The 22,923-nt window shown below is 70.5% G+C and carries 19 protein-coding genes, 5 tRNA genes and 1 pseudogene; 15 read left to right on the top strand and 10 right to left on the bottom strand.

Features of this window, described 5'->3' with window-relative positions:
- The coding region (locus IE294_RS23480; RefSeq protein ID WP_189889219.1) for a YceI family protein at positions 1–377 on the bottom strand (377 nt) is incomplete at its 3' end.
- 223 nt (positions 378–600) lie between these two features.
- On the opposite strand from IE294_RS23480, the gene IE294_RS23485 reads away from it, so the two are divergent.
- From IE294_RS23485 to IE294_RS23500, 4 genes are all read left to right on the top strand, one after another.
- A complete protein-coding gene (locus IE294_RS23485; protein WP_189889221.1) occupies positions 601–1,107 on the top strand; it encodes a hypothetical protein in 507 nt (168 codons plus the stop codon).
- Between the two features lie 36 nt (positions 1,108–1,143).
- Positions 1,144–3,447 carry a polysaccharide lyase 8 family protein gene (locus tag IE294_RS23490; protein WP_189889445.1) on the top strand — a complete coding sequence of 768 codons (2,304 nt, stop codon included), beginning with the start codon at positions 1,144–1,146 and terminating at the stop codon, positions 3,445–3,447.
- A 154-nt stretch (positions 3,448–3,601) separates the two neighbouring features.
- Entirely contained in the window at positions 3,602–5,197 is a 1,596-nt protein-coding gene (locus IE294_RS23495) for an acyl-CoA carboxylase subunit beta (protein ID WP_189889223.1), read from the top strand.
- Between the two features lie 35 nt (positions 5,198–5,232).
- The gene (locus IE294_RS23500) at positions 5,233–5,424 is read left to right on the top strand and encodes an acyl-CoA carboxylase subunit epsilon (protein WP_014675206.1); all 192 of its coding nucleotides are present in this window, start codon (positions 5,233–5,235) and stop codon (positions 5,422–5,424) included.
- A gap of 158 nt (positions 5,425–5,582) precedes the next feature.
- Here the strand turns inward: IE294_RS23500 and IE294_RS23505 are convergent, their stop codons facing one another.
- From IE294_RS23505 to IE294_RS23540, 8 genes and pseudogenes are all read right to left on the bottom strand, one after another.
- Positions 5,583–6,164 (bottom strand): GTP-binding protein, encoded by a 582-nt coding sequence (locus IE294_RS23505; RefSeq protein ID WP_055515381.1) that lies wholly within the window; start codon positions 6,162–6,164, stop codon positions 5,583–5,585.
- The gene (locus IE294_RS23510) at positions 6,145–6,714 is read right to left on the bottom strand and encodes a DUF742 domain-containing protein (RefSeq protein ID WP_189889225.1); all 570 of its coding nucleotides are present in this window, start codon (positions 6,712–6,714) and stop codon (positions 6,145–6,147) included. The genes IE294_RS23505 and IE294_RS23510 overlap by 20 nt, the downstream gene beginning before the upstream one ends.
- 94 nt (positions 6,715–6,808) lie before the next feature.
- A complete protein-coding gene (locus IE294_RS23515) occupies positions 6,809–7,222 on the bottom strand; it encodes a roadblock/LC7 domain-containing protein (protein ID WP_004983065.1) in 414 nt (137 codons plus the stop codon).
- A 10-nt stretch (positions 7,223–7,232) separates the two neighbouring features.
- On the bottom strand, positions 7,233–10,484 hold the full coding sequence (locus tag IE294_RS23520) for a nitrate- and nitrite sensing domain-containing protein (RefSeq protein WP_189889227.1): 3,252 nt from the start codon (positions 10,482–10,484) through the stop codon (positions 7,233–7,235).
- 399 nt (positions 10,485–10,883) lie between these two features.
- The gene (locus IE294_RS23525; protein ID WP_014675211.1) at positions 10,884–11,459 is read right to left on the bottom strand and encodes a GTP-binding protein; all 576 of its coding nucleotides are present in this window, start codon (positions 11,457–11,459) and stop codon (positions 10,884–10,886) included.
- Positions 11,440–11,838 (bottom strand): DUF742 domain-containing protein, encoded by a 399-nt coding sequence (locus IE294_RS23530; protein ID WP_009190816.1) that lies wholly within the window; start codon positions 11,836–11,838, stop codon positions 11,440–11,442. The genes IE294_RS23525 and IE294_RS23530 overlap by 20 nt, the downstream gene beginning before the upstream one ends.
- A 111-nt stretch (positions 11,839–11,949) precedes the next feature.
- Complete coding sequence (locus IE294_RS23535; protein ID WP_014675212.1) at positions 11,950–12,363, bottom strand: roadblock/LC7 domain-containing protein; 414 nt, start codon at positions 12,361–12,363, stop codon at positions 11,950–11,952.
- A gap of 9 nt (positions 12,364–12,372) precedes the next feature.
- Positions 12,373–16,235: pseudogene (locus IE294_RS23540) on the bottom strand (sensor histidine kinase).
- A 567-nt stretch (positions 16,236–16,802) separates the two neighbouring features.
- Between IE294_RS23540 and IE294_RS23545 the strand changes: the two are divergent.
- The 10 genes from IE294_RS23545 to IE294_RS23590 all read left to right on the top strand — a co-directional run bounded on the left by IE294_RS23545 (position 16,803) and on the right by IE294_RS23590 (position 21,636).
- Complete coding sequence (locus IE294_RS23545) at positions 16,803–16,997, top strand: hypothetical protein (protein WP_189818656.1); 195 nt, start codon at positions 16,803–16,805, stop codon at positions 16,995–16,997.
- Positions 16,998–17,224: 227 nt separating this feature from the next.
- On the top strand, positions 17,225–18,010 hold the full coding sequence (locus tag IE294_RS23550; RefSeq protein ID WP_189889229.1) for a fumarylacetoacetate hydrolase family protein: 786 nt from the start codon (positions 17,225–17,227) through the stop codon (positions 18,008–18,010).
- A complete protein-coding gene (gene gltX / locus IE294_RS23555) occupies positions 18,003–19,484 on the top strand; it encodes a glutamate--tRNA ligase (RefSeq protein ID WP_189889232.1) in 1,482 nt (493 codons plus the stop codon). Before IE294_RS23550 ends, gltX begins: the two co-directional genes overlap by 8 nt.
- Before the next feature lie 126 nt (positions 19,485–19,610).
- Positions 19,611–20,285, top strand: coding sequence for a DUF4241 domain-containing protein (locus tag IE294_RS23560; protein ID WP_189889233.1), 675 nt, complete (start codon positions 19,611–19,613; stop codon positions 20,283–20,285).
- A gap of 67 nt (positions 20,286–20,352) precedes the next feature.
- Entirely contained in the window at positions 20,353–21,084 is a 732-nt protein-coding gene (locus IE294_RS23565; RefSeq protein ID WP_189889235.1) for an HAD family hydrolase, read from the top strand.
- Between the two features lie 90 nt (positions 21,085–21,174).
- Positions 21,175–21,246: transfer RNA gene (locus IE294_RS23570), tRNA-Gln, on the top strand.
- A 21-nt stretch (positions 21,247–21,267) separates the two neighbouring features.
- Positions 21,268–21,340: transfer RNA gene (locus IE294_RS23575), tRNA-Glu, on the top strand.
- Between the two features lie 29 nt (positions 21,341–21,369).
- Positions 21,370–21,442: transfer RNA gene (locus tag IE294_RS23580), tRNA-Glu, on the top strand.
- A 21-nt stretch (positions 21,443–21,463) separates the two neighbouring features.
- A tRNA-Gln gene (locus IE294_RS23585) sits at positions 21,464–21,535 on the top strand.
- 28 nt (positions 21,536–21,563) lie between these two features.
- Positions 21,564–21,636: transfer RNA gene (locus IE294_RS23590), tRNA-Glu, on the top strand.
- Between the two features lie 51 nt (positions 21,637–21,687).
- On the opposite strand, the gene IE294_RS23595 is transcribed toward IE294_RS23590, so the two are convergent.
- Complete coding sequence (locus IE294_RS23595; protein ID WP_189889237.1) at positions 21,688–22,332, bottom strand: MerR family transcriptional regulator; 645 nt, start codon at positions 22,330–22,332, stop codon at positions 21,688–21,690.
- A gap of 80 nt (positions 22,333–22,412) precedes the next feature.
- Between IE294_RS23595 and IE294_RS23600 the strand changes: the two genes are divergently transcribed.
- On the top strand, positions 22,413–22,898 hold the full coding sequence (locus IE294_RS23600; RefSeq protein ID WP_189889239.1) for a DUF4188 domain-containing protein: 486 nt from the start codon (positions 22,413–22,415) through the stop codon (positions 22,896–22,898).
- Positions 22,899–22,923 lie beyond the last annotated feature (25 nt).

Here is a 22,923-nt window from a genome sequence, read left to right on the forward strand (position 1 = left end):
GTGATGCGGTAGTCGTCGCCGCCCAGGGACTCGGCCTTGGTGGAGCGGAACGTCATGACCGGGTGCTCGTCGATCTTGAAGAAGTCGGACGACTTCAGGTGGCCGTCGCGGTCGGTGTTGCCGGTCTCGATGCTGGCCATCTGGACGTCGAGCGTGGCGGTGGACTTGGTGGGGTCGGCGCCGTCGAGGTGGAGGGTGCCGGTGAAGTCCTGGAAGCCGCCCTTGACGTTGGTGACCATGGCGTGCCGGGCGACGAAGCCGATCGTGCTGTGGGACGGGTCGATCGTGTAGTCGCCGGTCAGCGCGGTCAGGTCGGGGCCGGCGGCGGCCTGCGCGGCGGGGGCGGGGGTGGTGTCCTTGCGGCTGAAGATTCCCATGACGTGCTCCTTGTGGTTCTTGTTGAACGTTAAACCAACCTGCGACTCAGACCATAGACCCATTCGGTTCGGATTTCAACATCATCCGCAGCGTGTTTGCGTGAGTGCGCCGAGTAATCGATTCTGCCCTCTGGCGCACCGGCCGACCGCTCGGGCACCATCTGCCTGCACCACCTGCACAGCCGACCCACAGGACGCACGGCCCACCGCAGGAAAGGTCCCCATGAAACCGCTCAAGACCCGCTCGCTGCTCACCGCGCTCGCCCTCGTCGTCGCCCCCGGCGTCGCCGTCCTCGGCACCGCCACCGACGCCTTCGCCGTCACCAAGATCAGCCACGCGACCGCCACCCAGATGTTCCGCGACGTCGGCATCACCTGGTCGTCTTCGGGCAACTGCTCCGACCGCAACAACTCCACCTGTACCTCCTTCGAGCAGCTCAACCTCGCCACCGCCCAGGGCGCCCAGACCCTCAAGCGGGCCAGCGGCTGCGCGCTCAACATCACCGGCGGCACCGAGACCGGCCACGCCTCCGGCACCTATTCGCACTGGAACGGCTACAAGCTCGACTACGGCAAGAACACGTGCGTGACGTCGTACATCAAGAACAACTTCAGTTACATCGGCCTGCGCGGCGACGGCGCCCCGCAGTACCAGTCCGGCTCCGGCAACATCTATGCCGACGAGGGCAACCACTGGGACGTCCTCTACTACAACTGCGGCGGCTGCTGAGCCGGGAGCCGAGGAGAGAGGGCGGTGACCGGGCCCATGCGCATGACCCGACGCGCGCTGCTGCTGGCCGCCGCCCTCGCCGCCGTCCCGGCGCCGGGCGCGCGGGCGGCCGACGACCCGTACGACGTGCTGCGCCGCCGCTGGCTCGGCATCGCCCTCGGCGCGGGGTACGACCCGGCCGCCGAGCCGTACGCCTCCCGGCTCGCCCAACTCGGGCACCAGGCGCGGGAGTTCCAGGCCGGGATGGTCCCCGGGCCCGGCTCGCTCTGGCCCGGACACCCCTTCGACCCGCCCTCCGGGATCACCTTCAGCTACGGCCGCCTGTGGACCATGGCCCAGGCGTACGTCCAGGCCGGCACCGGTTCCACCGGCGATCCCGGCCTCCTCGCCGACGTACTGCGCGGGCTCGACCACCTCTCCGCCACCGTCTACAGCCCCGCCACCACCCGCTACGGCAACTGGTGGGAGTGGCAGATCGGCAGCCCCCGGCTGCTGACGGACATCACGGCCGCCCTGTACGAGCAGGCCGGCCCCGCCCGGGTGGCGGCGGCCTGCGCGGCCGTCGACCACTTCGTCCCGGACACCATGCTCACCGACTACTCGGGCACCTCCACCGGAGCCAACCGCGTCGACCTGTGCCGCTCGGTCGCCCTGCGCGGCATCCTCGGCCGGAGTCCGGAGAAGATCTCCCTGGCCCGTGACGCCCTCTCGCCCGTCTTCCCGTACGTGACGCGGGGCGACGGCCTCTACGCCGACGGCTCCTTCGTCCAGCACACCTGGGTCGCCTACTCCGGTACGTACGGCCAGGTCCTGCTCGACGGGCTCGGGCGGCTGTTCGCGCTGCTCGCGGGCTCCGAGTGGGAGGTCACCGACCCCGCCCGGCGGCACGTCCTGGACAGCGTGGAGCACGCCTTCGCGCCGCTGATCCACGACGGGCTGGTGATGGACTGCGTCAACGGGCGTGCCATCAGCCGGGGTTACCTGCGCAGTGACGACCAGCACGTGCTGCGCGGCGACCACTACCACGGGCAGGCCCTCATCGCCGCCATCGCCCTCCTCGCGGGCGGCGCGAGCCCGGCCGAGCGGGAGCGGTGGCACGGCCGGATCAAGGGCTGGATCGAACGGGACACCGTGGTACCGATGCTGACGTCACGTCAGTTCGGGGTCGCCGATCTGGCACGGCTGCACGCCATCGCCGCCTCGCCCGCGCCCGCCGCCCCGGAACCCCTCGGCCACCGCCTCTTCCCGGCCATGGACCGTGCCGTCCACCGCACGCCCCGCTTCACCGCCGCCCTCGCCATGGCCAGCGACCGCATCGCCCACTACGAGTGCGGCAACGGCGAGAACCCGCGCGGCTGGCACACCGGGTCCGGCATGCTCTCCTGGTGGCCCCGGGGCCTCAGCGACCAGTACACCGACTGGTACTGGCCCACCGTCGACTGGTACCGGCTGCCCGGCACCACCGTGTCCACGAAGCGGCTCCCCGACCGGGCCGGCGGCGAGTGGGGCGCCCCCAAGCCGGACGTCCGCTGGGTCGGCGGGACCACCGACGGTACGTACGCGGCGGTCGGCCAGCACCTCAAGGGCCTCGGCTCCACCCTCCAGGCCCACAAGTCCTGGTTCTTCCTCGACGACGCCGTGGTCTGCCTCGGCGCCGGGATCTCCTGCGCCGACGGCGTCCCGGTGGAGACGGTCGTGGACAGCCGCAACCTGGGCGAGAACGGCACCCAGAGCCTCGTACGCGGGCGGAACTGGGCCCACCTGGAGGAGCACGGCGGCTGGATCCTGCCGTACGGCGGCGACCTGCGCACCCTGCGCGAGGACCGCACCGGCGCCTGGTCCGACATCAACACCACCAGCACGGACGAACGGCGCACCCGGCGGTGGCAGACCCTCTGGCTCGACCACGGCACCGACCCCGAGGCCGCCCGCTACGCCTACGTCCTGCTGCCCGGCGCCTCCCGCGCCGAGACCGCCGTCCGGGCCGCCGACCGGCACTGGCTGTCCGTCCTCGCCAACGACGCCGGTCACCAGGCCGTCGCCGTCCCCCGGCTGGGCCTGATGGCGTGGAACTTCTGGCGGGCCGGTACGGTGGGGGACCTGACCGTCTCGGCCGGCGCGAGCGTGCTCGTCGTACGCCGGGGGCGGACGGCCACTCTCCGTGTGAGCGAGCCGCCCCGCACCGGAGCCCCGCTGGAGCTGGTCTGGAACCGTCCGGTGCGCGCGGTGACCCGGGCCGACGACAGCGTCGAGGTCCTTTCGGCCGACCGCCGTCTGAGGCTCCGTGTCACTCCGGGGATGGCATGTGCCACCCACGAATGTGAGCTGACTCTCCGCTGACGGCTTTGTGGTCTCCCTACAACGGGACGCCCTTCTGAGCAGTCGGAATGCCTGCATGCCGCCCCGGTTCTGTTCACTGGCACCAGGAAAACGGGTCGGAGACTGTACGGAGTCGACGGCTCGCTTTTCTTCGGGTCCTTCGTAAGGTCGCTACATGACCGTTTTGGAAGAGACGACGGGTGAGCCGACCGGTGAGCCGACGGACGCACGCGGACGGGTCGCCGAACTGCACGAGATCCGTGCCCGGGCCCTGGCGGGCCCGAGCGAGAAGGCGACCGAGGCGCAGCACGCCAAGGGCAAGCTGACGGCGCGGGAGCGGATCGAGCTGCTCCTCGACCCGGGGTCCTTCCAGGAGGTCGAGCAGCTGCGCCGGCACCGGGCGAGCGGCTTCGGCCTGGAGGCCAAGAAGCCGTACACCGACGGTGTCATCACCGGCTGGGGCACGGTGGAGGGCCGTACGGTCTTCGTCTACGCCCACGACTTCCGGATCTTCGGCGGCGCCCTCGGCGAGGCCCACGCCACCAAGATCCACAAGATCATGGACATGGCCATCGCGGCCGGCGCTCCGCTGGTGTCGCTCAACGACGGCGCCGGCGCCCGCATCCAGGAGGGCGTCTCCGCCCTCGCCGGCTACGGCGGCATCTTCCAGCGCAACACCAAGGCGAGCGGTGTCATCCCGCAGATCTCCGTGATGCTCGGCCCGTGCGCGGGCGGCGCGGCGTACTCCCCGGCGCTGACGGACTTCGTCTTCATGGTCCGCGACACGTCCCAGATGTTCATCACGGGCCCCGACGTGGTCAAGGCCGTCACGGGCGAGGAGATCACCCAGAACGGCCTGGGCGGCGCGGACGTCCACGCCGAGACGAGCGGTGTCTGCCACTTCGCGTACGACGACGAGGAGACGTGCATCGCCGAGGTGCGCTATCTCCTGTCGCTCCTCCCGCAGAACAACCGTGAGAACCCGCCGCGGGTCGACTCCGCGGACCCTGCGGACCGCCGCGGCGACGTGCTGCTGGACCTGGTCCCGGCCGACGGCAACCGGCCCTACGACATGACCAAGGTCATCGAGGAGATCGTCGACGACGGCGAGTACCTGGAGGTCCACGAGCGCTGGGCGCGCAACATCATCTGCGCCCTCGCCCGCCTGGACGGCCAGGTGGTCGGCATCATCGCGAACCAGCCGCAGGTCCTGGCGGGCGTGCTGGACATCGAGGCGAGCGAAAAAGCTGCGCGCTTTGTCCAGATGTGTGACGCTTTCAATATCCCGATCGTCACGTTCCTGGACGTCCCCGGGTTCCTCCCCGGTGTCGACCAGGAGCACGGCGGGATCATCCGCCACGGCGCGAAGCTGCTGTACGCCTACTGCAACGCGACCGTGCCGAGGATCTCGCTGATCCTGCGCAAGGCGTACGGAGGTGCCTACATCGTCATGGACTCCCAGTCGATCGGTGCCGACCTCACCTACGCGTGGCCGACGAACGAGATCGCCGTGATGGGCGCGGAGGGCGCGGCCAACGTCATCTTCCGCCGGCAGATCGCCGAGGCCCAGGACCCCGAGGCCATGCGCGCGCGGATGGTCAAGGAGTACAAGTCCGAGCTGATGCACCCCTACTACGCGGCCGAGCGGGGCCTGGTCGACGACGTCATCGACCCCGCCGAGACCCGCGAGGTGCTGATCAAGTCCCTGGCGATGCTGCACACCAAGCACGCCGACCTGCCCTCCCGCAAGCACGGCAACCCTCCGCAGTAACCCGGCGGACACCTCTCTCAGGGAGACTGACACCCATGAGCACTCCTGACATCCGCGTCGAGAAGGGCCACGCCGAGCCCGAGGAAGTCGCCGCCATCACGGCGATCCTCCTGGCCCGCGCCGCCGCCCGCCCCGAGCCCTCGGCGACCCACCGCGCCCGCCCGAAGGCAGGCTGGCGCCGCCTGGAGCGCGAGCCCGGCTTCCGGGCCCCGCACAGCTGGCACTGAGCCTTCCGCACGCGACCGCAGCCCCGCTCCTCCCCGAGGGAGAGCGGGGCTGCGGCGTGTTCGGGCTCCCGGTCGCGGGGGGCCGCCGTACGGCTCACGGGGTACGGCAAAGGGGCCCCCTCCGGAACGGAACGGAGAGGGCCCCTCGCGGAGAACCGCTAGCGCAGGCGTGCCATCAGGGCGTGTTCCACCAGGGTGATCAGCGCGCTCTTGGCGTCCGCGCGGTGGCGGGCGTCCGTCGTGATGATCGGGGTGTCGGGGCCGATCTGGAGGGCTTCGCGCACTTCGTCCGGGGTGTAGGGCTGCTGGCCGTCGAAGCCGTTGAGGGCGATGACGAAGGGCAGGCCCGAGTTCTCGAAGTAGTCGACCGCGGGGAAGCAGTCGGCCAGACGCCGGGTGTCGACGAGGACGACGGCGCCGATGGCGCCGCGGACCAGGTCGTCCCACATGAACCAGAAGCGGTCCTGGCCGGGGGTGCCGAACAGGTACAGGATCAGGTCCTGGTCCAGGGTGATGCGGCCGAAGTCCATGGCCACCGTGGTGGTGGTCTTGTCCCCGGTGTGGGTGAGGTCGTCGATGCCGGCCGAAGCGGACGTCATGACGGCCTCTGTGCGCAGCGGGTTGATCTCCGAGACGGCGCCGACGAACGTGGTCTTGCCCACGCCGAAGCCGCCCGCCACCACGATCTTCGCGGAGGTGGTGGAGCGGGAAGGACCGCCGCTAGAGCTTGCGAAGTCCACTGAGCACCCTTTCGAGCAGTGTCACGTCTGGCTGGCCGCCGGCGTTCTCGTCGCCGCCGGGCTGATGGATGGCGACCAGGCCCGCCTCCGCCAAGTCGGCGACGAGAATCCTGGCCACGCCGAGGGGGATCGTCAGCAGGGCCGAGATCTCGGCCACCGACTTGATCTCCCGGCACAGGTTGCAGATCCGCTGATGCTCGGGCAACTGGCCCTGCATCTGGTGCGGAGCTGCGGTGGTGTGCACCAGCGCCTCGATGGCGAGCTGGTAGCGCGGGCGGGTCCGGCCGCCGGTCATGGCGTACGGACGCACCAAGGGGTTGTTGGACGCCGAGGCCGGTGCCGGCTCGGGGCGGCGCTGCGGCTGGACCGGCTGGATGCGCGGCGCCGGAGGCTGGTCGTACGGCGACGGGCCCGGACCCTGCGGGGCGTACGGCTGCTGGTGGCTGGGAGCGGAGGGGAAGTTGTACGGGTTCGCCGAGCCGTCGCCCTGGCCCTGGGCAGGGCCGTACGACCAGTTGCCCGAAGACGAACTGCCTGGGGGTGTTGCCACTTTCTCCTCCTCCGACTGTGCCGGGCACCCGTCCCTGGGGAACCGCGTCCCGAAACCTTACGGCCCCGGGACGTGAATACGCACCGTCCGATTATCAGTTGAGAAGGCTTCCCTGGAGTTCCGCACGGAGATCCGGGGTAAGGACCGTGCCCGCGCGGTCCACCAGAAGGGCCATCTCGTACCCGATGAGGCCGATGTCCGCCTCCGGGTGGGCCAGGACCGCGAGCGAGGAACCGTCGGAGATGGACATGATGAAGAGGAATCCCCGCTCCATCTCCACAACCGTCTGATTCACGCTGCCTCCCTCGAAGATCCGGGAGGCGCCTGCCGTCAGAGACGTCAGACCGGAGGCGACGGCCGCGAGCTGGTCGGCGCGGTCGCGGGGAAAGCCTTCGGACATCGCCAGAAGGAGTCCGTCGGCGGAGACCACCACCGTGTGGGACACCCCCGGGGTGTTGTCCACGAAGTTGGTGATCAACCAGTTCAGGTTCTGTGCCGCCTGGCTCATCGGGCTCACACTAACGCTCCTGGTTGTAGGTGCTGTCAGGACCGAAGCCCTGGCCGTTCGTTTCACTGCCTGCGCTGCGTCCGCGCTGGACGCCCCGGCGCAGGTTGCTCAGCCTGCCCCGGACGTCCTCCGGGGCGCGGGAGACCTGTGGGCCTCCCTGGGGGGTGGTTTCGGCGGAACCCTCGACCAGATTGGCCTTGGGCACCCGCCGAGGCAGGCCCGAGGCGGTGACCCCGCCTGCCTTGGGCTTCCGGAGCTGCGCGGCCTGCTGCCACCGCTCGTCGTTCGCCGAACGCCAGTCGCTCTGGCCGCCCGTCCCCGGAGCGTTCCCCGGTGCGGGAGCCGGCGCTTCCTGCTGCACGCGGGCCGTGCCGTTCGCGGAGCCGGCGTCGGCGCCGTGGGAGCCGCTCGCGGGACCCCCGCGGCGGGGCAGCCCGGCGTCGGTCAGCGCGTGCGCGGCGGGAGATGCCGTTCCCGGACGGTCGAAGCCTACGCGGTTCCGCTCACTCGCGTCAGCGGCCTGCGAGGATTCCGTTTCCGGAGCGTACTGGGCCGGATAGCCGTTCTGGTAGCCGTCCTGCTGGGGCCAGTCGTCCTGGTAGGACGAGGTCGGGGCAGGCTCCGGATACGCGGACGCGGGCTCCGGGTAGCCACCGCCCGCGGAGAAGCCGTCGTGCTGCGGCGCTTCGCCGCTCGGCGCGTAGTACTGCTCGTCGTAGCGCTGCTCGTACTGCTGCTCGTACGACGCGTGCTGCGGCTGCTGCTGCTCCTCGTACGTCTGCTGCGGCTGCTCCTGGTACGCCGGAGCCTCGTACGTCTGCTGCTGCTGTTCCTGGTACGCCTGGTGCTGCCCGGTGAACGGGTCCGTGTACCCGGCGGGGGCCTCGGCGGCCTCCTGCCGCGGCTCGGCGGGCTGCTGGCCGTGGTTCTGGGCCTCCAGGGCGGCGCGGCGCTCCTCGCGCATCAGCGAGCGGCCGACGGGGTCCAGGTCGCGGATGTCGTCGGGGACCTGCGGGAACTGGCTGTCGTCGAAGCCCAGTTCGGCGGCGGTGCGCATCGGCTGCTGGTGGCCGAAGTTCTCACCCTGGAACTGCTGCTCCGGGATGATCTGCGAGACGGTGAACTCCTCGCGGTCCAGCGGGGACTCGCCGCCACCGCCGTGCGTGATCGCGTCCGGCAGCATGACCAGGGACGTCGTGCCGGCCTGCTCGCCCGAGGGGCGCAGCTGGACCCGGATGCCGTGCCGGTCGGACAGCCGGCCGACCACGAACAGGCCCATGCGCTGCGAGATCGCGGCGTCCACGGTCGGCGGGTTGGCCAACTTGTGGTTGATGTCCGCGAAGTCCTCGGCGGTCAGGCCGATGCCCTTGTCGTGGATCTCGATCATCACGCGGCCGTCGGGCAGACGGGTCGCCGTGACGCGGACCTTGGTCTGCGGGGAGGAGAACGTGGTGGCGTTCTCCAGCAGCTCGGCCAGCAGGTGCACGAGGTCGGTGACCGCGCGGCCGTGGATCTCGGCCTCCGGCACGCCCGACAGTTCGATGCGCTCGTACTGCTCCACCTCGGAGGAGGCGGCGCGCAGCACGTCGATGAGCGGCACGGGCTGGTCCCAGCGGCGGCCGGGCTCCTCGCCGGCGAGGACCAGGAGGTTCTCGCCGTTGCGGCGCATACGGGTGGCCAGGTGGTCCAGCTTGAAGAGGTTCTCCAGCTGGTCCGGGTCGGCCTCGTTGTTCTCCAGGTCGGTGATCAGGGTGAGCTGGCCCTCGATCAGCGACTGGTTGCGGCGCGAGAGGTTGGTGAAGATCGCGTTGATGTTGCCCCGCAGCAGGGCCTGCTCGGAGGCGAGCCGGACCGCCTCGCGGTGGACCTGGTCGAAGGCGCGGGCGACCTCGCCGATCTCGTCCTTGGTGGTGATCGGGATCGGCGGGACCCGGGTGTCGACCCGGCCGGGGTCGGTGCGGGAGAGCTGGTCGACCAGCATCGGCAGCCGCTGCTCGGCGATACCGAAGGCGGCGTTGCGCAGCTGGCGCATCGAGCGGCTCATCTGGCGGGCCACCAGGCCGGCGAGGAGGAACGCGGCCAGCAGGGCGACGACGACCACGGCACCGGTGATGAACGCCGAGGTCCTGGCGTCACCGGCGATGGACGAGGCCTCGTTCACCGCCTTGTCGGCCATGTCCGACTCGATCTGGCGGTAGGCCTTGTACTTCAGCGTGTTGACCGCCCACCAGTTGTCGGCGGTGATGCCGCCCGCGGCCAGCTCGTCGCGGGTGGCGGTGCTGGTGTCCTTCATGGTGGCGACCGCGGTGACGATCCGGGTCGGGTCGGAGGGCGGGGCGACGTACTGCGGGTTGCTCGCCTTGGCCTTCTGGACCATGGCGGCGGCGTCCGTCTTGATCTTCTGTTCCGCGTCGCTCAGCTTCTGCGCGTCGGCCTCGGTGCCACCGCCGAGGTACTCCTCCCGGGCGATGCGCTCCAGGTAGGCGTACGAGGACAGGGAGACCCGCTGGGTCGCGAGGTTCGGGGCGTCCGGGCCGGGCTTGACCAGCAGGTGGGTGCCGATCGACCGCTCCAGCGACAGCGCCGCCTTGGTCAGCGAGATGGCGTAGACGGTACGGCCGTAGGAGGTGATGTTTCCGGTGCCCAGACCGAGTTCGTTGGCGAACTCCATCAGGGGGTGGCTGACCTCGACGTAGCCCTCTTCGGTCTGTACGCCGGTCACCTTGGAGGTGAAGGCGACCTGCCGCAGCTGCGCCAGCTTGGGCTCGGCCTCGCGGAACAGCTTCAGCCGGCGTTGCAGACCCGACGTGGCGGGCATGCTCTTCGTCGCCTCGTCGAAGGCGTCGGCGGCCTGGTCCGTGGCCTTGCGGGCGTTGTCGACGACCGCCTTGCTGCCGGCGTCCTTCTTGTTCAGCAGCAGCGGTGCGGCGGTGACGTCGCGCTCGCTCTCCAGCGCGTCGGCGTAGGTGAGGGCGGCGCGCACGAGACGGGCGGTGCTCTCGGCGTCGCGGGCCTGCTGCCAGGTGTCGATCGAGCTCTTCACCTGGAAGCCGCCCATGACGAGGCCGACGGCCACGGGTATGAGCAGGATCGCGTTCAGCCGGGTCGGCACCCGCCAGTTGCGAGGGGAGAGACGACCGCCGCTGGGCGCGGGAGTGGCCGCAGGTTCCGCAGCGGGAACGGGGGCGGGCGCCGCAGCGCGCGGCGGCGGGGTGAAGTTGCCCCGCGCCGACGGCTCGGGACCGTTCTTGCTTCGCCTCACTCGACCAACAACCTCTCGGCGGTCGGCACCTACGTCGTGCCGCAGTCTCTCAGAGCCCGGTTCGCCATCGACCACCAGTGCGTACTCGGTACGTACTCAGTACGTCATTGACCATTGGGCAGTTCAGGCATTCCAGCACGGGGACCAGTGCACTTCCAAACAGTGGAAACCTGGTGATGGGGCGGTTGTAAGCGCCAGATAAAACGGTCATAAAGAGCGAGCCCCGCCAAAAGGCGGGGCGTTCGTGCGCACAGCGGCACCACACGACCGCGTCGCGTGGTGATGCCGGGGCGATTCCTCTGCCGAACTGTTATGAACACCGGAGCCGACCGTGTCAAAGGCCACAGCCGGCTCCGAACCCCGTACGGCAACTGCCGTACGGACCGTCGTACTTGAGTGCTACTTCAGCCGTGCCATCAGGGCGTGTTCCACCAGGGTGATCAGCGCGCTCTTGGCGTCCGCGCGGTGGCGGGCGTCCGTCGTGATGATCGGGGTGTCGGGGCCGATCTGGAGGGCTTCGCGCACTTCGTCCGGGGTGTAGGGCTGCTGGCCGTCGAAGCCGTTGAGGGCGATGACGAAGGGCAGGCCCGAGTTCTCGAAGTAGTCGACCGCGGGGAAGCAGTCGGCCAGACGCCGGGTGTCGACGAGGACGACGGCGCCGATGGCGCCGCGGACCAGGTCGTCCCACATGAACCAGAAGCGGTCCTGGCCGGGGGTGCCGAACAGGTACAGGATCAGGTCCTGGTCCAGGGTGATGCGGCCGAAGTCCATGGCCACCGTGGTGGTGGTCTTGTCCCCGGTGTGGGTGAGGTCGTCGATGCCGGCCGAAGCGGACGTCATGACGGCCTCTGTGCGCAGCGGGTTGATCTCCGAGACGGCGCCGACGAACGTGGTCTTGCCCACGCCGAAGCCGCCCGCCACCACGATCTTCGCGGAGGTGGTGGCCCGGCCCCCGTCAGAGCTTGCGAAGTCCACTGAGCACCCTTTCGAGCAGCGTCACGTCCGGAGCGCCACCGTTGTTCTCGTCGCCACCAGGCTGGTGGATGGCGACCAGGCCGGCCTCGGCGAGGTCGGCCACCAGGATCCGGGCCACACCGAGCGGCATGGCCAGCAGCGCGGAGACCTCCGCGACCGACTTGACCTCACGGCACAGGTGGCAGATGCGCTGGTGCTCCGGGAGCAGCCCCATGAGCGCTGCCGGGTCGGCCGTGGTGCTGATCAGCGCCTCGATGGCGAGCTGGTAGCGAGGCCTGGTCCGGCCGCCGGTCATGGCGTACGGCCTCACCAGCGGCTGGTCGCCCTCATCCCCGTACGGCTCCGCGTACGGATCATGATGGGCGGTGGGCGGGGTCATGAATCCTCCGGGCGGGACAGCAAGTCGGTCAGTCAAGCCGTCTGAAGGGGCCGGTGGGGGGATTGTGGCGGCCGGACGGTGTTTTCGTGAGGTGGGTGGTGCCAAGGGCGGTCAGTGAAGCAGACTTCCCTGGAGTTCGGCGCGCAGGTCCGGGGTGAGTACCGCCCCTGCGCGGTCGACGAGCAGTGCCATCTCGTAGCCGACGAGACCGATGTCCGCCTCGGGATGGGCAAGGACCGCGAGCGACGACCCGTCGGAGATGGACATCAGGAACAGGAACCCGCGTTCCATCTCGACGACCGTCTGCGCCACGGTGCCGCCCTCGAAGATCCGGGACGCCCCGGCCGTCAGCGAGGTCAGACCGGACGCGACGGCCGCGAGCTGGTCCGCGCGGTCGCGGGGAAAGCCTTCGGACATCGCCAGCAGAAGGCCGTCGGCGGAGACCACCACGGTGTGGGACACCCCAGGGGTGTTGTCCACGAAGTTGGTGATCAACCAGTTCAGGTTCTGTGCCGCCTGGCTCATCGGACTCAACTAACGCTCCTGCTGGTGAGTGGGGCTCGGGAAGCTGCCGGTCTGGCCGCTGCCGGCCTGACGGCCCTGAGCGATGCCCCGACGGAGATTGGTCAGCCGTCCGCGCACGTCGTCAGGCGCGCGCGAGACCTGCGGACCGCTTTGGTGCTGTTGCTGCTGTGCCGTGCCCGGCACGAGGTTCGCCCGGGGCACGCGGCGCGGCAGGCCGGAGGTGGTGATCCCGCCGGCCGCGGGCTGACGGACGCGCTCGGCCTGCCGGACGAGTTCGTCGTTCGGCGAGGTACGCCAGGAACCGTTGGCGCTGCCGTTGTTGCCGGCGGGCGCGGGGCGCTGCGGAGCGGGCGCCTGGGGCTGCTGCCGCTGCGCGGGCGCGTCCTCCTGCTGCTGACCGTGGAACCAGTTGGTCTCCAGCGTGTCGTACAGCGGGGTACGGCCGTCACCCGGGCCGCTGGCCGGCGGCAGGGCCCATCCGTCACCCGGCGCCTGGGCGGCGCCCCGGTTGCCGGGCTCCTGGTGGAGCGGACGCTGCTGCGGGGCCGGCGGACGGGGGCGCCGAAGTCGGCACGGGCCGGCTGCGGGCGCTCGAACTGCCCGGTGTGACCGGGGTTCTGGCGGCCGGGCAGCGCGTGCTGCCCGGTGGAGCTGCCGTCGTAGCCGCCCTCGTAGCCGCCGTCGTACCCCTGCGGGGCCTGCTGGGCCGGGAACTGGCCCGTGTGCTGAGGGCCGTTGTCCCGTTGTCCGGGCGCCGGCGTGCCGAACACGTCGGAGCGGACGAACGAGCCGGTGCCCTGCTGGTCGCCGCCGTCGAAACGGCCCTGCTGCCGGCCGTCGTCGGGGAGCCCGAACCGGTCCGTGTCCTGGGGGTTCTCGGGACGCGCGAACTGGCCGGTCTGCTGGAGGTCGTCGGGACGCGCGAACTGGCCGGTCTGCTGGAGGTCGTCGGGACGCGCGAACTGGCCCGTGTCCTGGGCGCCTTCCGGACGCCCGAACGGGCTGCTCTGCTGGGGGAGGTCCGGACGGGCGAACTGCCCGGTGTGCGAGCCGCCGTTCAGCTCGGCGCGCGGGAACTCGCCGGTCGCGGCCGGTCCCTGGGCGTCGATCCGCGGCATCTCCGCGGTCGAGCCCGGACCCTGCCGGTCGTCCACGCGCGGCATGTGCGCGGTCTGCGCCGGGTCCTGCTCGTCGTGGCCGCGCGGGGTGTCCAGCGAGGCACGCGACAGCGGGGCCTGGGCGTCGCTCCAGTCCGGCGTGCGGGACTGCGGGTCACCGCCGGGCAGTTCGGCGCGCGGGCCGCCGCGCGGCGGGAGCTGGGGCCGGCGGCCCTGGTCGGGGGCGCCGCCGGACCGCTTCCGGCCGCGACCGCCGAAGGCGTCCTGCTGCGGCCCGCCCGGGTTCGCGGCCTGCAAGCCCTGCGGGGCGCCCGGCGCCTGACCGCCGAAGCCGCCCGCACCGGCACCGGCCGGAGCCGGCCGGCCGCCCTGGGGACCGCGGGCGCCCGGCGCACCGGGACGGCCGCCCTGGCCACGCGGGCCCGGACCGGAACCGAGCAGACCGCCACCGCCCGGGGCGCCGCCGTTGCCGGCGGTCTGCCGCCGGGCCGCTGCCGCACCGGCGGCGGCCTGCGCGGCGGCGGGACCACCGGTGGACATGGGGGCACCGGGCTTGCCCGGAGCGGGCTTCTTGCCACCCTGGGCGACGTCCACGGGCAGCATGACCAGCGCGGTCGTACCACCGGAGTCGGACGGGCGGAGCTGGATGCGGATGCCGTGCCGCTGGGACAGCCGGCCGACCACGAACAGACCCATGCGGCGGGAGACGGAGACGTCCACGGTGGGCGGCGAGGCGAGCCGCTCGTTGATCGCCGCGAGGTCCTCGGGGGAGAGGCCGATACCGGTGTCGTGGATCTCGATCAGGACGCGGCCGTCGGGCAGCGCGTGACCGGTGACCTTGACCTTGGTCTGCGGCGAGGAGAACGAGGTCGCGTTCTCCAGCAGCTCGGCGAGCAGGTGCACGAGGTCGTTGACGACCCGGCCGGCCACCTCGGTGGTGGGTACGGCGGCCAGCTCGATGCGCTCGTACTGCTCCACCTCGGACGCGGCGGCGCGGAGCACGTCGACCAGCGGGACCGGGCGGGTCCAGCGACGGCCGGGCTCCTCACCCGCGAGGACGAGGAGGTTCTCACCGTTACGGCGCATACGCGTCGCGAGGTGGTCGAGCTTGAAGAGCGAGGAGAGCTGGTCCGGGTCGGCCTCGCGGGACTCCAGTTCGGAGATGAGCGAGAGCTGGCGCTGGATCAGACCCTGGGAGCGGCGCGAGAGGTTGGTGAACATCGCGTTGACGTTGCCCCGCAGCAGGGCCTGCTCGGCGGCGAGGCGGACCGCCTCGCGGTGCACGTCGTCGAAGGCCGCGGCCACCTGGCCGATCTCGTCCCGGGAGTGCACACCGACCGACTGGACGGAGGTGTCGACGTCCTGCGGGTCCGACTCCGACAGCTGCTTGACCAGCTCGGGCAGACGGTCCTGGGCGACCTTGGTCGCGGTCTCCTGGAGCCGGCGCAGCGAGCGGATCATGGACCGGGCGACGACGAACGCGCCGACCAGCGAGACACCGAGCACGAGCAGGATCAGCGCACCGGAGATGATCGCGTCACGCTGGGTCGCGCTCTTCAGCTCGCGCGCCTTCTGCTCCATCTCCTCCAGGAGCGTGCGCTCGATCTTCTTCATCTGCTCGATCTTGGTCGAGCTGTCGTCCACCCAGTCCTTGTACGACCGCGCCGGGAGCTGCTGGAGGCCGTCCGGGGACTCGAAGGAGCGCTTGGCGTAGGTGTCGGCGGACTCGATCGTCGGGTTTCCCTCGTCGATCGGCTTGAGCAGTTCCTCGGCGTTCTGGCTGGCGTAGAGCTTCCGGAAGATCGCCAGCTCGGAGCCCTCGCTCTCGTACGCCGACTGGCCGTAGAGGCGGTCGTTCTCGGAGAGGTCGCCCTTGGTGCTGGTGGTCGCGGGCAGCGCGGCGGCGATCATCGCGCGCTGCTCGGAGGCGTACTCCTTGGCGGTGGAGAAGGCCGCCAGGGCGCGGGTGCGCGAGATCATCTCCGGGTTGCTGGACGCCTCGGCCATGTCCTGGGAGAGGCCGATCAGCTGGGAGATGAGCCGGTGGTAGGACTCGACCGTCTGGGTGGCGTTGTCCTTGGACGAGTAGGCGGTCTTGCGGATCTTGGCGAGGTCGTCCAGCTGGTTGGCGAGGCCGACCAGCGCGTCGCGGACGCCCTGGAGATTGCCGTCCTTGCTGGCCGCGTCGATCTGCTCGGAGGCGTCGAGGAAGTTCTCGCGGGCCCGGTCGGTCTTCTGCTGGTAGGCCTTGATCTGGTAGTCGTTCGACTTCAGGCCGCCGTGCGCCAGGGGACCGGCGGACTGGTCGCGCTCCTCCTGGAGCGCGTGGGCCAGCTCGGTGGCCTGCTTGGTCATCTCCGTCAGCAGCTTGATGTTGTCGAGCTGCTGGATGTCCTCGATGGACTGGTCGATGCGCAGCGCGCCCAGCGAGGTGGCCGCGACCACCGGCAGCGCGAGCAGTGACACCAGACGGGTGGAGATGCGCCAGTTGCGCAGGGCGAGCCGCGAACCGGTGCCGGTCGGGCCCTGCACGTGCTTCACCGTGGGCGCGGGGTCGCCCGAGGGCGCCGCGGTCGCGGAGGCCGACGCGGCCGAGGCGCCCGGACGACCGCCACGCTCACCGCCGTCCGCGGCGTGGCCCGGTCCCGGGTTCTGGGCGTGCTGGGGCGAGGAGCTGACGGCCTTGGGGCCAGTCCCGCCGTGCGGCTCCGGCTCCGCCGAAGCGCTGCCATCCCTCTTGAAACGTCCCTGCACTAGCGTCGCAACCTCTGGACCAGGCGCCCCTCCGCGTGAACGGAGGGACACGGTGTCGGCGTTGTGGAGAGCGCCCTGAATACGCCCCCCGGTGGTCTTGAGTGACCGGCGCTGGTTCCCCCCTGTCTCGCCGCCGCTCGGCGCTGTGCGCGCCCCCTGCGCCGGTTCCATCCCGCGGCGGTCCGTGGAATTCCAGCACAGTGCAGGATCTCCAACAAGGGCAGTGGGCCGAGCTGTGACCTCCGTGACGGCCAGTGAGTGGCGGGTTACCAGCAGTGGAACCTGATCTTGGGCATAACGGGCGTACCCATGCGAGTCGCCGCGCGTCGCCCTGTGTCCCAGTCGCCATGATCAGGAGCGGAATGGTGGCTTCAGTGGGTCAATGTCCGTTTCGCTGGGGCGAGTTGCCGGTCGGAATTGACCGGTTTGCCCGTGAGTTCGTGAGCAAACTCACACGCGACTCGGGGTCAGTTGGCACCTTCGTCGGGGAATCGGATGTTTAGCCTGACGCTTTACAAGACGGACGACTCTGCCAACCACTCGACCAGAGGGCACAGGACGACAACGGTGAAGACGACGATGATGTTCCACAAGATCGCCAACCCGCGGCGCACGACCCTGGCTCACCTGAAGGACGCCGGCGAACTGCACACGCCCGAGCTGCCGGAGCACTCCGTCGACCTCCCCGCCCAGACGGCCAACCCCCGGCGCACCGTCCTGATGGAGGTCCCGGCCGGCGCGGGCGCCCCGGCCGGCGAGTAACCGACGGCTCGGCCGGGCGCGGCCGGAAGGACCACGACGGTCCCTTCCGGCCGCGCTCGCGTTTCCCCCGGCCCCGCGGTCGGCGGCACAGGGCGGCCCCGGCCGAGCCCGCCCCCGGTGACCCGCCCCTGACCTGCGACGATGCCCCCGGAAGCGAACAACTTCGCATAGCTCCGATAACCTGAGGCGTCAGTACGCCGGTTCTCAGTGAGGGGCGCAAGGATCCCGTGCGCATCGCCAGGTTCTCCATCGACGGGAACGTAGCCTTCGGCGCGGTCGAGGGCGACAAGCAGGACGAACTCGTCCTCGACATCATCAAGGGCATCCCGTTCGCGGACTTCGAGCTGTCCGGGACGAAGGTGCCGCTGAGCAAGGTCAGGCTGCTCCCGCCGGTGCTCCCCAACAAGGTCGTGGCGTTCGGCCGCAACTACGCCGAGCACGCGCGCGAACTGGGCAACGAGGTGCCCGACGCGCCGTTCGCCTTCTTCAAGCCGTCCACCTCCGTGATCGGCCCCGGCGACGACATCCAGTACCCCTCGTTCTCCCAGGAACTGCACCACGAGGCCGAGCTGGCCGTCGTCATCGGCCGCCTGTGCCGCGAGGTCCCGCGCGACCGCGTCAAGGACGTGATCTTCGGGTACACCTGCGCCAACGACGTCACCGCCCGCGACGTGCAGAAGCGCGAGAAGCAGTGGGCCCGGGCCAAGGGCTTCGACACCTCCTGCCCGCTCGGCCCCTGGGTGGAGACCGACCTCTCGGTGGACGCCGCGAACGACCTCACCGTCCAGCTCACGGTCAACGGCGAACAACGCCAGCTCGGCCGCACGAGCGAGATGATCCACCCCATCGAGGACCTGATCGTCAACATCTCCGAGGCCATGACGCTGCTCCCCGGCGACGTGATCCTCACCGGCACCCCCGCGGGGGTCGGCCCCCTCAGCGTCGGCGACGAGGTCGCCGTCACCATCGAAGGCATCGGCACTCTCACCAACAAGGTTGTCAAGCGTGGCTAGCGCACCCGGCTCCGTACGCGTCCGTTTCTGCCCCTCGCCCACCGGTAACCCCCACGTGGGCCTGGTCCGCACCGCCCTGTTCAACTGGGCGTTCGCCCGGCACCACCAGGGCACCCTGGTCTTCCGCATCGAGGACACCGACGCGGCCCGCGACTCCGAGGAGTCGTACAACCAGCTGCTCGACGCGATGCGCTGGCTCGGCTTCGACTGGGACGAGGGCCCCGAGGTCGGCGGCCCGCACGCGCCGTACCGCCAGTCGCAGCGCATGGACGTCTACGCCGACGTCGCCCGTAAGCTCCTCGACGGCGGCCACGCCTACCACTGCTACTGCTCCCAGGAGGAGCTGGACACCCGCCGCGAGGCCGCCCGCGCCGCCGGCAGGCCCTCCGGCTACGACGGCCACTGCCGCGACCTGACCGCCGAGCAGGTCGAGGAGTACCAGGCGCAGGGCCGCACCCCGATCGTCCGCTTCCGCATGCCGGACGAGACCATCACCTTCACCGACCTGGTCCGCGGCGAGCTGACCTTCACGCCGGAGAACGTGCCCGACTACGGCATCGTCCGCGCGAACGGCGCCCCGCTGTACACGCTGGTGAACCCGGTGGACGACGCCCTGATGGAGATCACCCACGTCCTGCGCGGCGAGGACCTGCTCTCCTCCACCCCGCGCCAGATCGCGCTGTACAAGGCGCTGATCGAGCTGGGCATCGCGCAGCAGATCCCGCGGTTCGGCCACCTGCCGTACGTCATGGGCGAGGGCAACAAGAAGCTGTCCAAGCGCGACCCGCAGTCGTCCCTCAACCTCTACCGCGAGCGGGGCTTCCTGCCCGAGGGCCTGCTCAACTACCTGTCCCTGCTGGGCTGGTCGCTCTCCGCGGACCAGGACATCTTCACGATCGAGGAGATGGTCCGGGCCTTCGAGATCGCCGACGTGAACCCCAACCCGGCGCGCTTCGACCTGAAGAAGTGCGAGGCGATCAACGCCGACCACATCCGCATGCTGGACGTGAAGGAGTTCACCGAGCGCTGCCGCCCGTGGCTGAGGGCGCCGTTCGCGCCCTGGGCGCCGGAGGACTTCGACGAGGCCAAGTGGCAGGCGATCGCCCCGTACGCCCAGACCCGCCTGAAGGTCCTGTCGGAGATCACCGACAACGTCGACTTCCTGTTCCTGCCGGAGCCGGCCTTCGACGAGGCCTCGTGGACCAAGGCGATGAAGGAGGGCTCCGACGCCCTGCTGCGCACGGCCCGCGAGAAGCTCCAGGCGGCGGACTGGACCTCGGCCGAGTCCCTCAAGGAGGCCGTCCTGGCCGCCGGTGAGGCCCACGGCCTCAAGCTCGGCAAGGCCCAGGCCCCGGTCCGCGTGGCCGTCACCGGCCGCACCGTCGGCCTGCCGCTCTTCGAGTCCCTTCAGATCCTGGGCAAGGAGAAGACCCTGGCCCGCGTCGACGCGGCGCTGGCCAGGCTGACGGCGTAGACGCGCGCGTTCCCGAGGGGCGGTGGCCGTACGGCTGCCGCCCCTCGGGCATGTCTGTCCGTGGCTCGCACTAGTGTTTCGGCCCACACGGCTCGCACAGCGAGCGCGATCGAGAAGGGCGCCGTCATGCCGATGAGTCCGCGGGACTACACCTGGCTGTTCACCCCGGGCAGCACGTTCAGCTACGAGTCCGGGACCACGGGTGTGATCCACGTGGCCGACGGCGGTGAACTGGACCTCCCCACCGGCCGGGTCGTCGCGAGCGACCCGTTCGTCTACCTCGGCAGCGGTGACATCGAGCCCTTCACGGCCACCGTCGACCCCGGCCGCTACCGCGTCGAAGCGGCCGTCGCGACCCTCACCCGGCCCGGCGAGCCCCCCTCCGACGTGCCCCACCTGCGCGTGGCCGCCGCCCGCCTCGTCATCCGCGACGAGCCGTCCGTCACCTGGGAACTGGCCCTGCTCCCCGGCCAGGACCCCGCCGAACTCAAGGACGACGAGTTCTTCGGGTACGGCGTCGACGCCGGCACGGGCTGCTTCTACGACGCCTCGGCCGAGGAGGCGTTCCCGGAGACCCAGGAGGAGGAAGGTCCGCTGTGGGACGCGTTCGAGAGCAGCGACTGGTCGCCGGGGCCGTTCCTGGTCAGGTCCACGGACGGCGGCCACACCCTGGCCGCGTTCACCTCCGGCTGGGGTGACGGCTGCTATCCCACCTGGACGGGCCGTTCGGCGTCGGGTGAGGTCACCTGCTTCCTGACGGACTTCTTCGTGGCCCCGGACCCCGCCTCCGACCAGGCCTGACGGCGCCTGACGGGCAACGATCCGATTCCCCGGCGCCCCGGCCGGTGCCGGCGGTACCGTCGGGCGTATGACGATCAGAGCCGTGGTCTGGGACGTGGACGACACCCTGTTCGACTACACGACCGCCGACCGGGAGGGCATGCGGGCCCATCTCGCGGTGGAGGGGCTGCTCGCCGGCCACGGCAGTGCCGAGGCCGCGCTGGTGCGGTGGCGGGAGATCACCGAGCGGCAGTGGGCGCGCTACGCGGCCGGCGAGACCACCTTCCAGGACCAGCGGCGCGACCGGGTCCGGATCTTCCTGGACAAGGACCTGACCGACGCGGAGGCCGACGACTGGTTCGGGCGGTACATCGGGCACTACGAGGCCGCCTGGAGCGTCTTCCCGGACGTCCTGCCCGCCCTGGAGGCCCTCGCGGCCAGCCACCGGCACGCCGTGCTGTCCAACTCCAGCATCGCCGTCCAGGAGCACAAGCTGCGCACGCTCGGCCTGCTCCACCGCTTCGAGTCCGTGCTGTGCGCCGCCGAGCTGGGCGTCTCCAAGCCGGAGCCGGGCGCCTTCCTGGCGTCCTGCGAGGCGCTGGGACTGCCCCCGCACCAGGTGGCGTACGTCGGCGACCACCCCGACATCGACGGGCGGGGCGCCGCCGAGGCCGGGTTGCTGTCGGTGTGGATCGACCGCGGGGCGGCCTATGCGCGGGCCGCCGGGGAGGTCGTGGCGCACCGGATCTCGACCCTTGCCGAACTCCCGGCGCTCGTCCGCGCGGATACCCGTTTTGGAGCCCCGTCCACCTTCGGGTAATGTTCTTCCTGCGCCGAGGGGAGCGGGCCGGAAGGCCGGAGCCCCGAGGAGCAAGCTAGAACGAGAACCCCGTAGGGGCTTGAGTTCCAGTGGCCTATGGTGTAATTGGCAGCACGACTGATTCTGGTTCAGTTAGTCTTGGTTCGAGTCCAGGTAGGCCAGCTCGCAGAGCTTATCTGCAAAGCCCCCGTTGTGTAGCGGCCTAGCACGCTGCCCTCTCAAGGCAGTAGCGCCGGTTCGAATCCGGTCGGGGGTACTGATCTCGACCTCGTCGGGATCGCTAGGGCCCCCGTTGTGTAGCGGCCTAGCACGCCGCCCTCTCAAGGCGGTAGCGCCGGTTCGAATCCGGTCGGGGGTACTGACTGGTCTAAACCATCATTGGTCTATGGTGTAATTGGCAGCACGACTGATTCTGGTTCAGTTAGTCTTGGTTCGAGTCCAGGTAGACCAGCTCGGACCTGCGGAAACGCAGAGTCCACGCCCCCGTTGTGTAGCGGCCTAGCACGCCGCCCTCTCAAGGCGGTAGCGCCGGTTCGAATCCGGTCGGGGGTACGCACGGGCAAGGCCCTACACTTCGGTGGGGGGCCTTCGTCGTACCGGGCGCTACGCGAAGCCGTACCGCCGGGCGGACTCCTCCTCCTGGGCCAGCCGGCGCAGGGCCTGAAGGATCGGCTCGGTCAGCACCGCGCCGAGCACCGCCGTCTCCACCTTCTCCGCCTCCGACGGACGGGTCTCCACGAAGTCCAGGTCGAGTCTGGCCGTCTCGTGCATCAACTCGGCATAGGAGACGAGCAGTTCGCTGTCCCAGTCGTAGCCCAGCCGGCGGAACGCGGCCACCGCCACCACCAGGGAGCGGTACGCGGGGGAGATCGTCGTCAGCAGCCTCGCGTTCGACCAGCCCAGCCGGTCCAGCAGCGCCTCCGCCTCCCGGCGCGCGGCCCGGACGTACTCGTCGTCCTCGTCCGGCTCCGGCACCTGCGGCAGGGCCCACAGGGCCGCGCCCAGTCGGATCGTGCGGCCCAGGGATTCGTCGTCGACGTTCCGCAGCACCTCCCGGACCGTGGCCACCGGGAGGCCGCCTACCTGGATCATCGCGCGGACCAGCCGCAGCCGGCGCAGATGCTCGTCGTCGTATTCGGCCGTCGTCGCGTTGACCTGGCGGCCCGGCGGCAACAGTCCTTCGCGCAGGTAGTACTTGATCGTCGCGGTGGCCACACCGCTGCGTCTGCTCAACTCGGCGAGCCGCATGTCTTGCGCTCCTCTTCGGATACCGCCACTATCCAAGCATCGGCCGTTGGATAGTGCCGCTCACCGACCAGGGGGATGTCATGGTGACCCGTACGACCGCCGACGCGAAGGGCGACGTCGTCGTCCTGTTGATCGGCATGCGCATCAACCGCTTCCGGGCCGTTCGCCTGTGGCTGCCGGTGATGCTCGCGATGCTGCGCATGCTGCGGGAACTGGAGAAGGACCCCGCGCGCGGGCTGCTCGCCAAGGTGCTGCTGACGGCGTCCCCGCGTACGTACTACGTCGTGCAGTACTGGGAGTCCAAGGAGAGGCTGTACGCCTACGCGACCGCGCCCGACGCCTTCCACCACGAGGCGTGGGCGCGGCTCAACCGCAAGGAGCGGACCGGGAAGCTGCGCGGGCAGGTCGGGATATGGCACGAGTCGTACGTCGTGCCGGAGGGGTCGTACGAGGCGATCTACGGCGACATGCCGGCGTTCGGGCTGGCCGCCGCGCACGGGCAGGTGCCGCTGGAGAGGCGTGGGCGCTACGCGAAGGACCGGTTCGCCTACCGGTCGGGCGGCTAGGCACCGCGGGGGAGGGCGGTCCGCT

It is taken from the genome of Streptomyces canarius (assembly GCF_014650735.1).
In the GTDB taxonomy this organism is placed as follows: domain Bacteria; phylum Actinomycetota; class Actinomycetes; order Streptomycetales; family Streptomycetaceae; genus Streptomyces; species Streptomyces olivaceoviridis.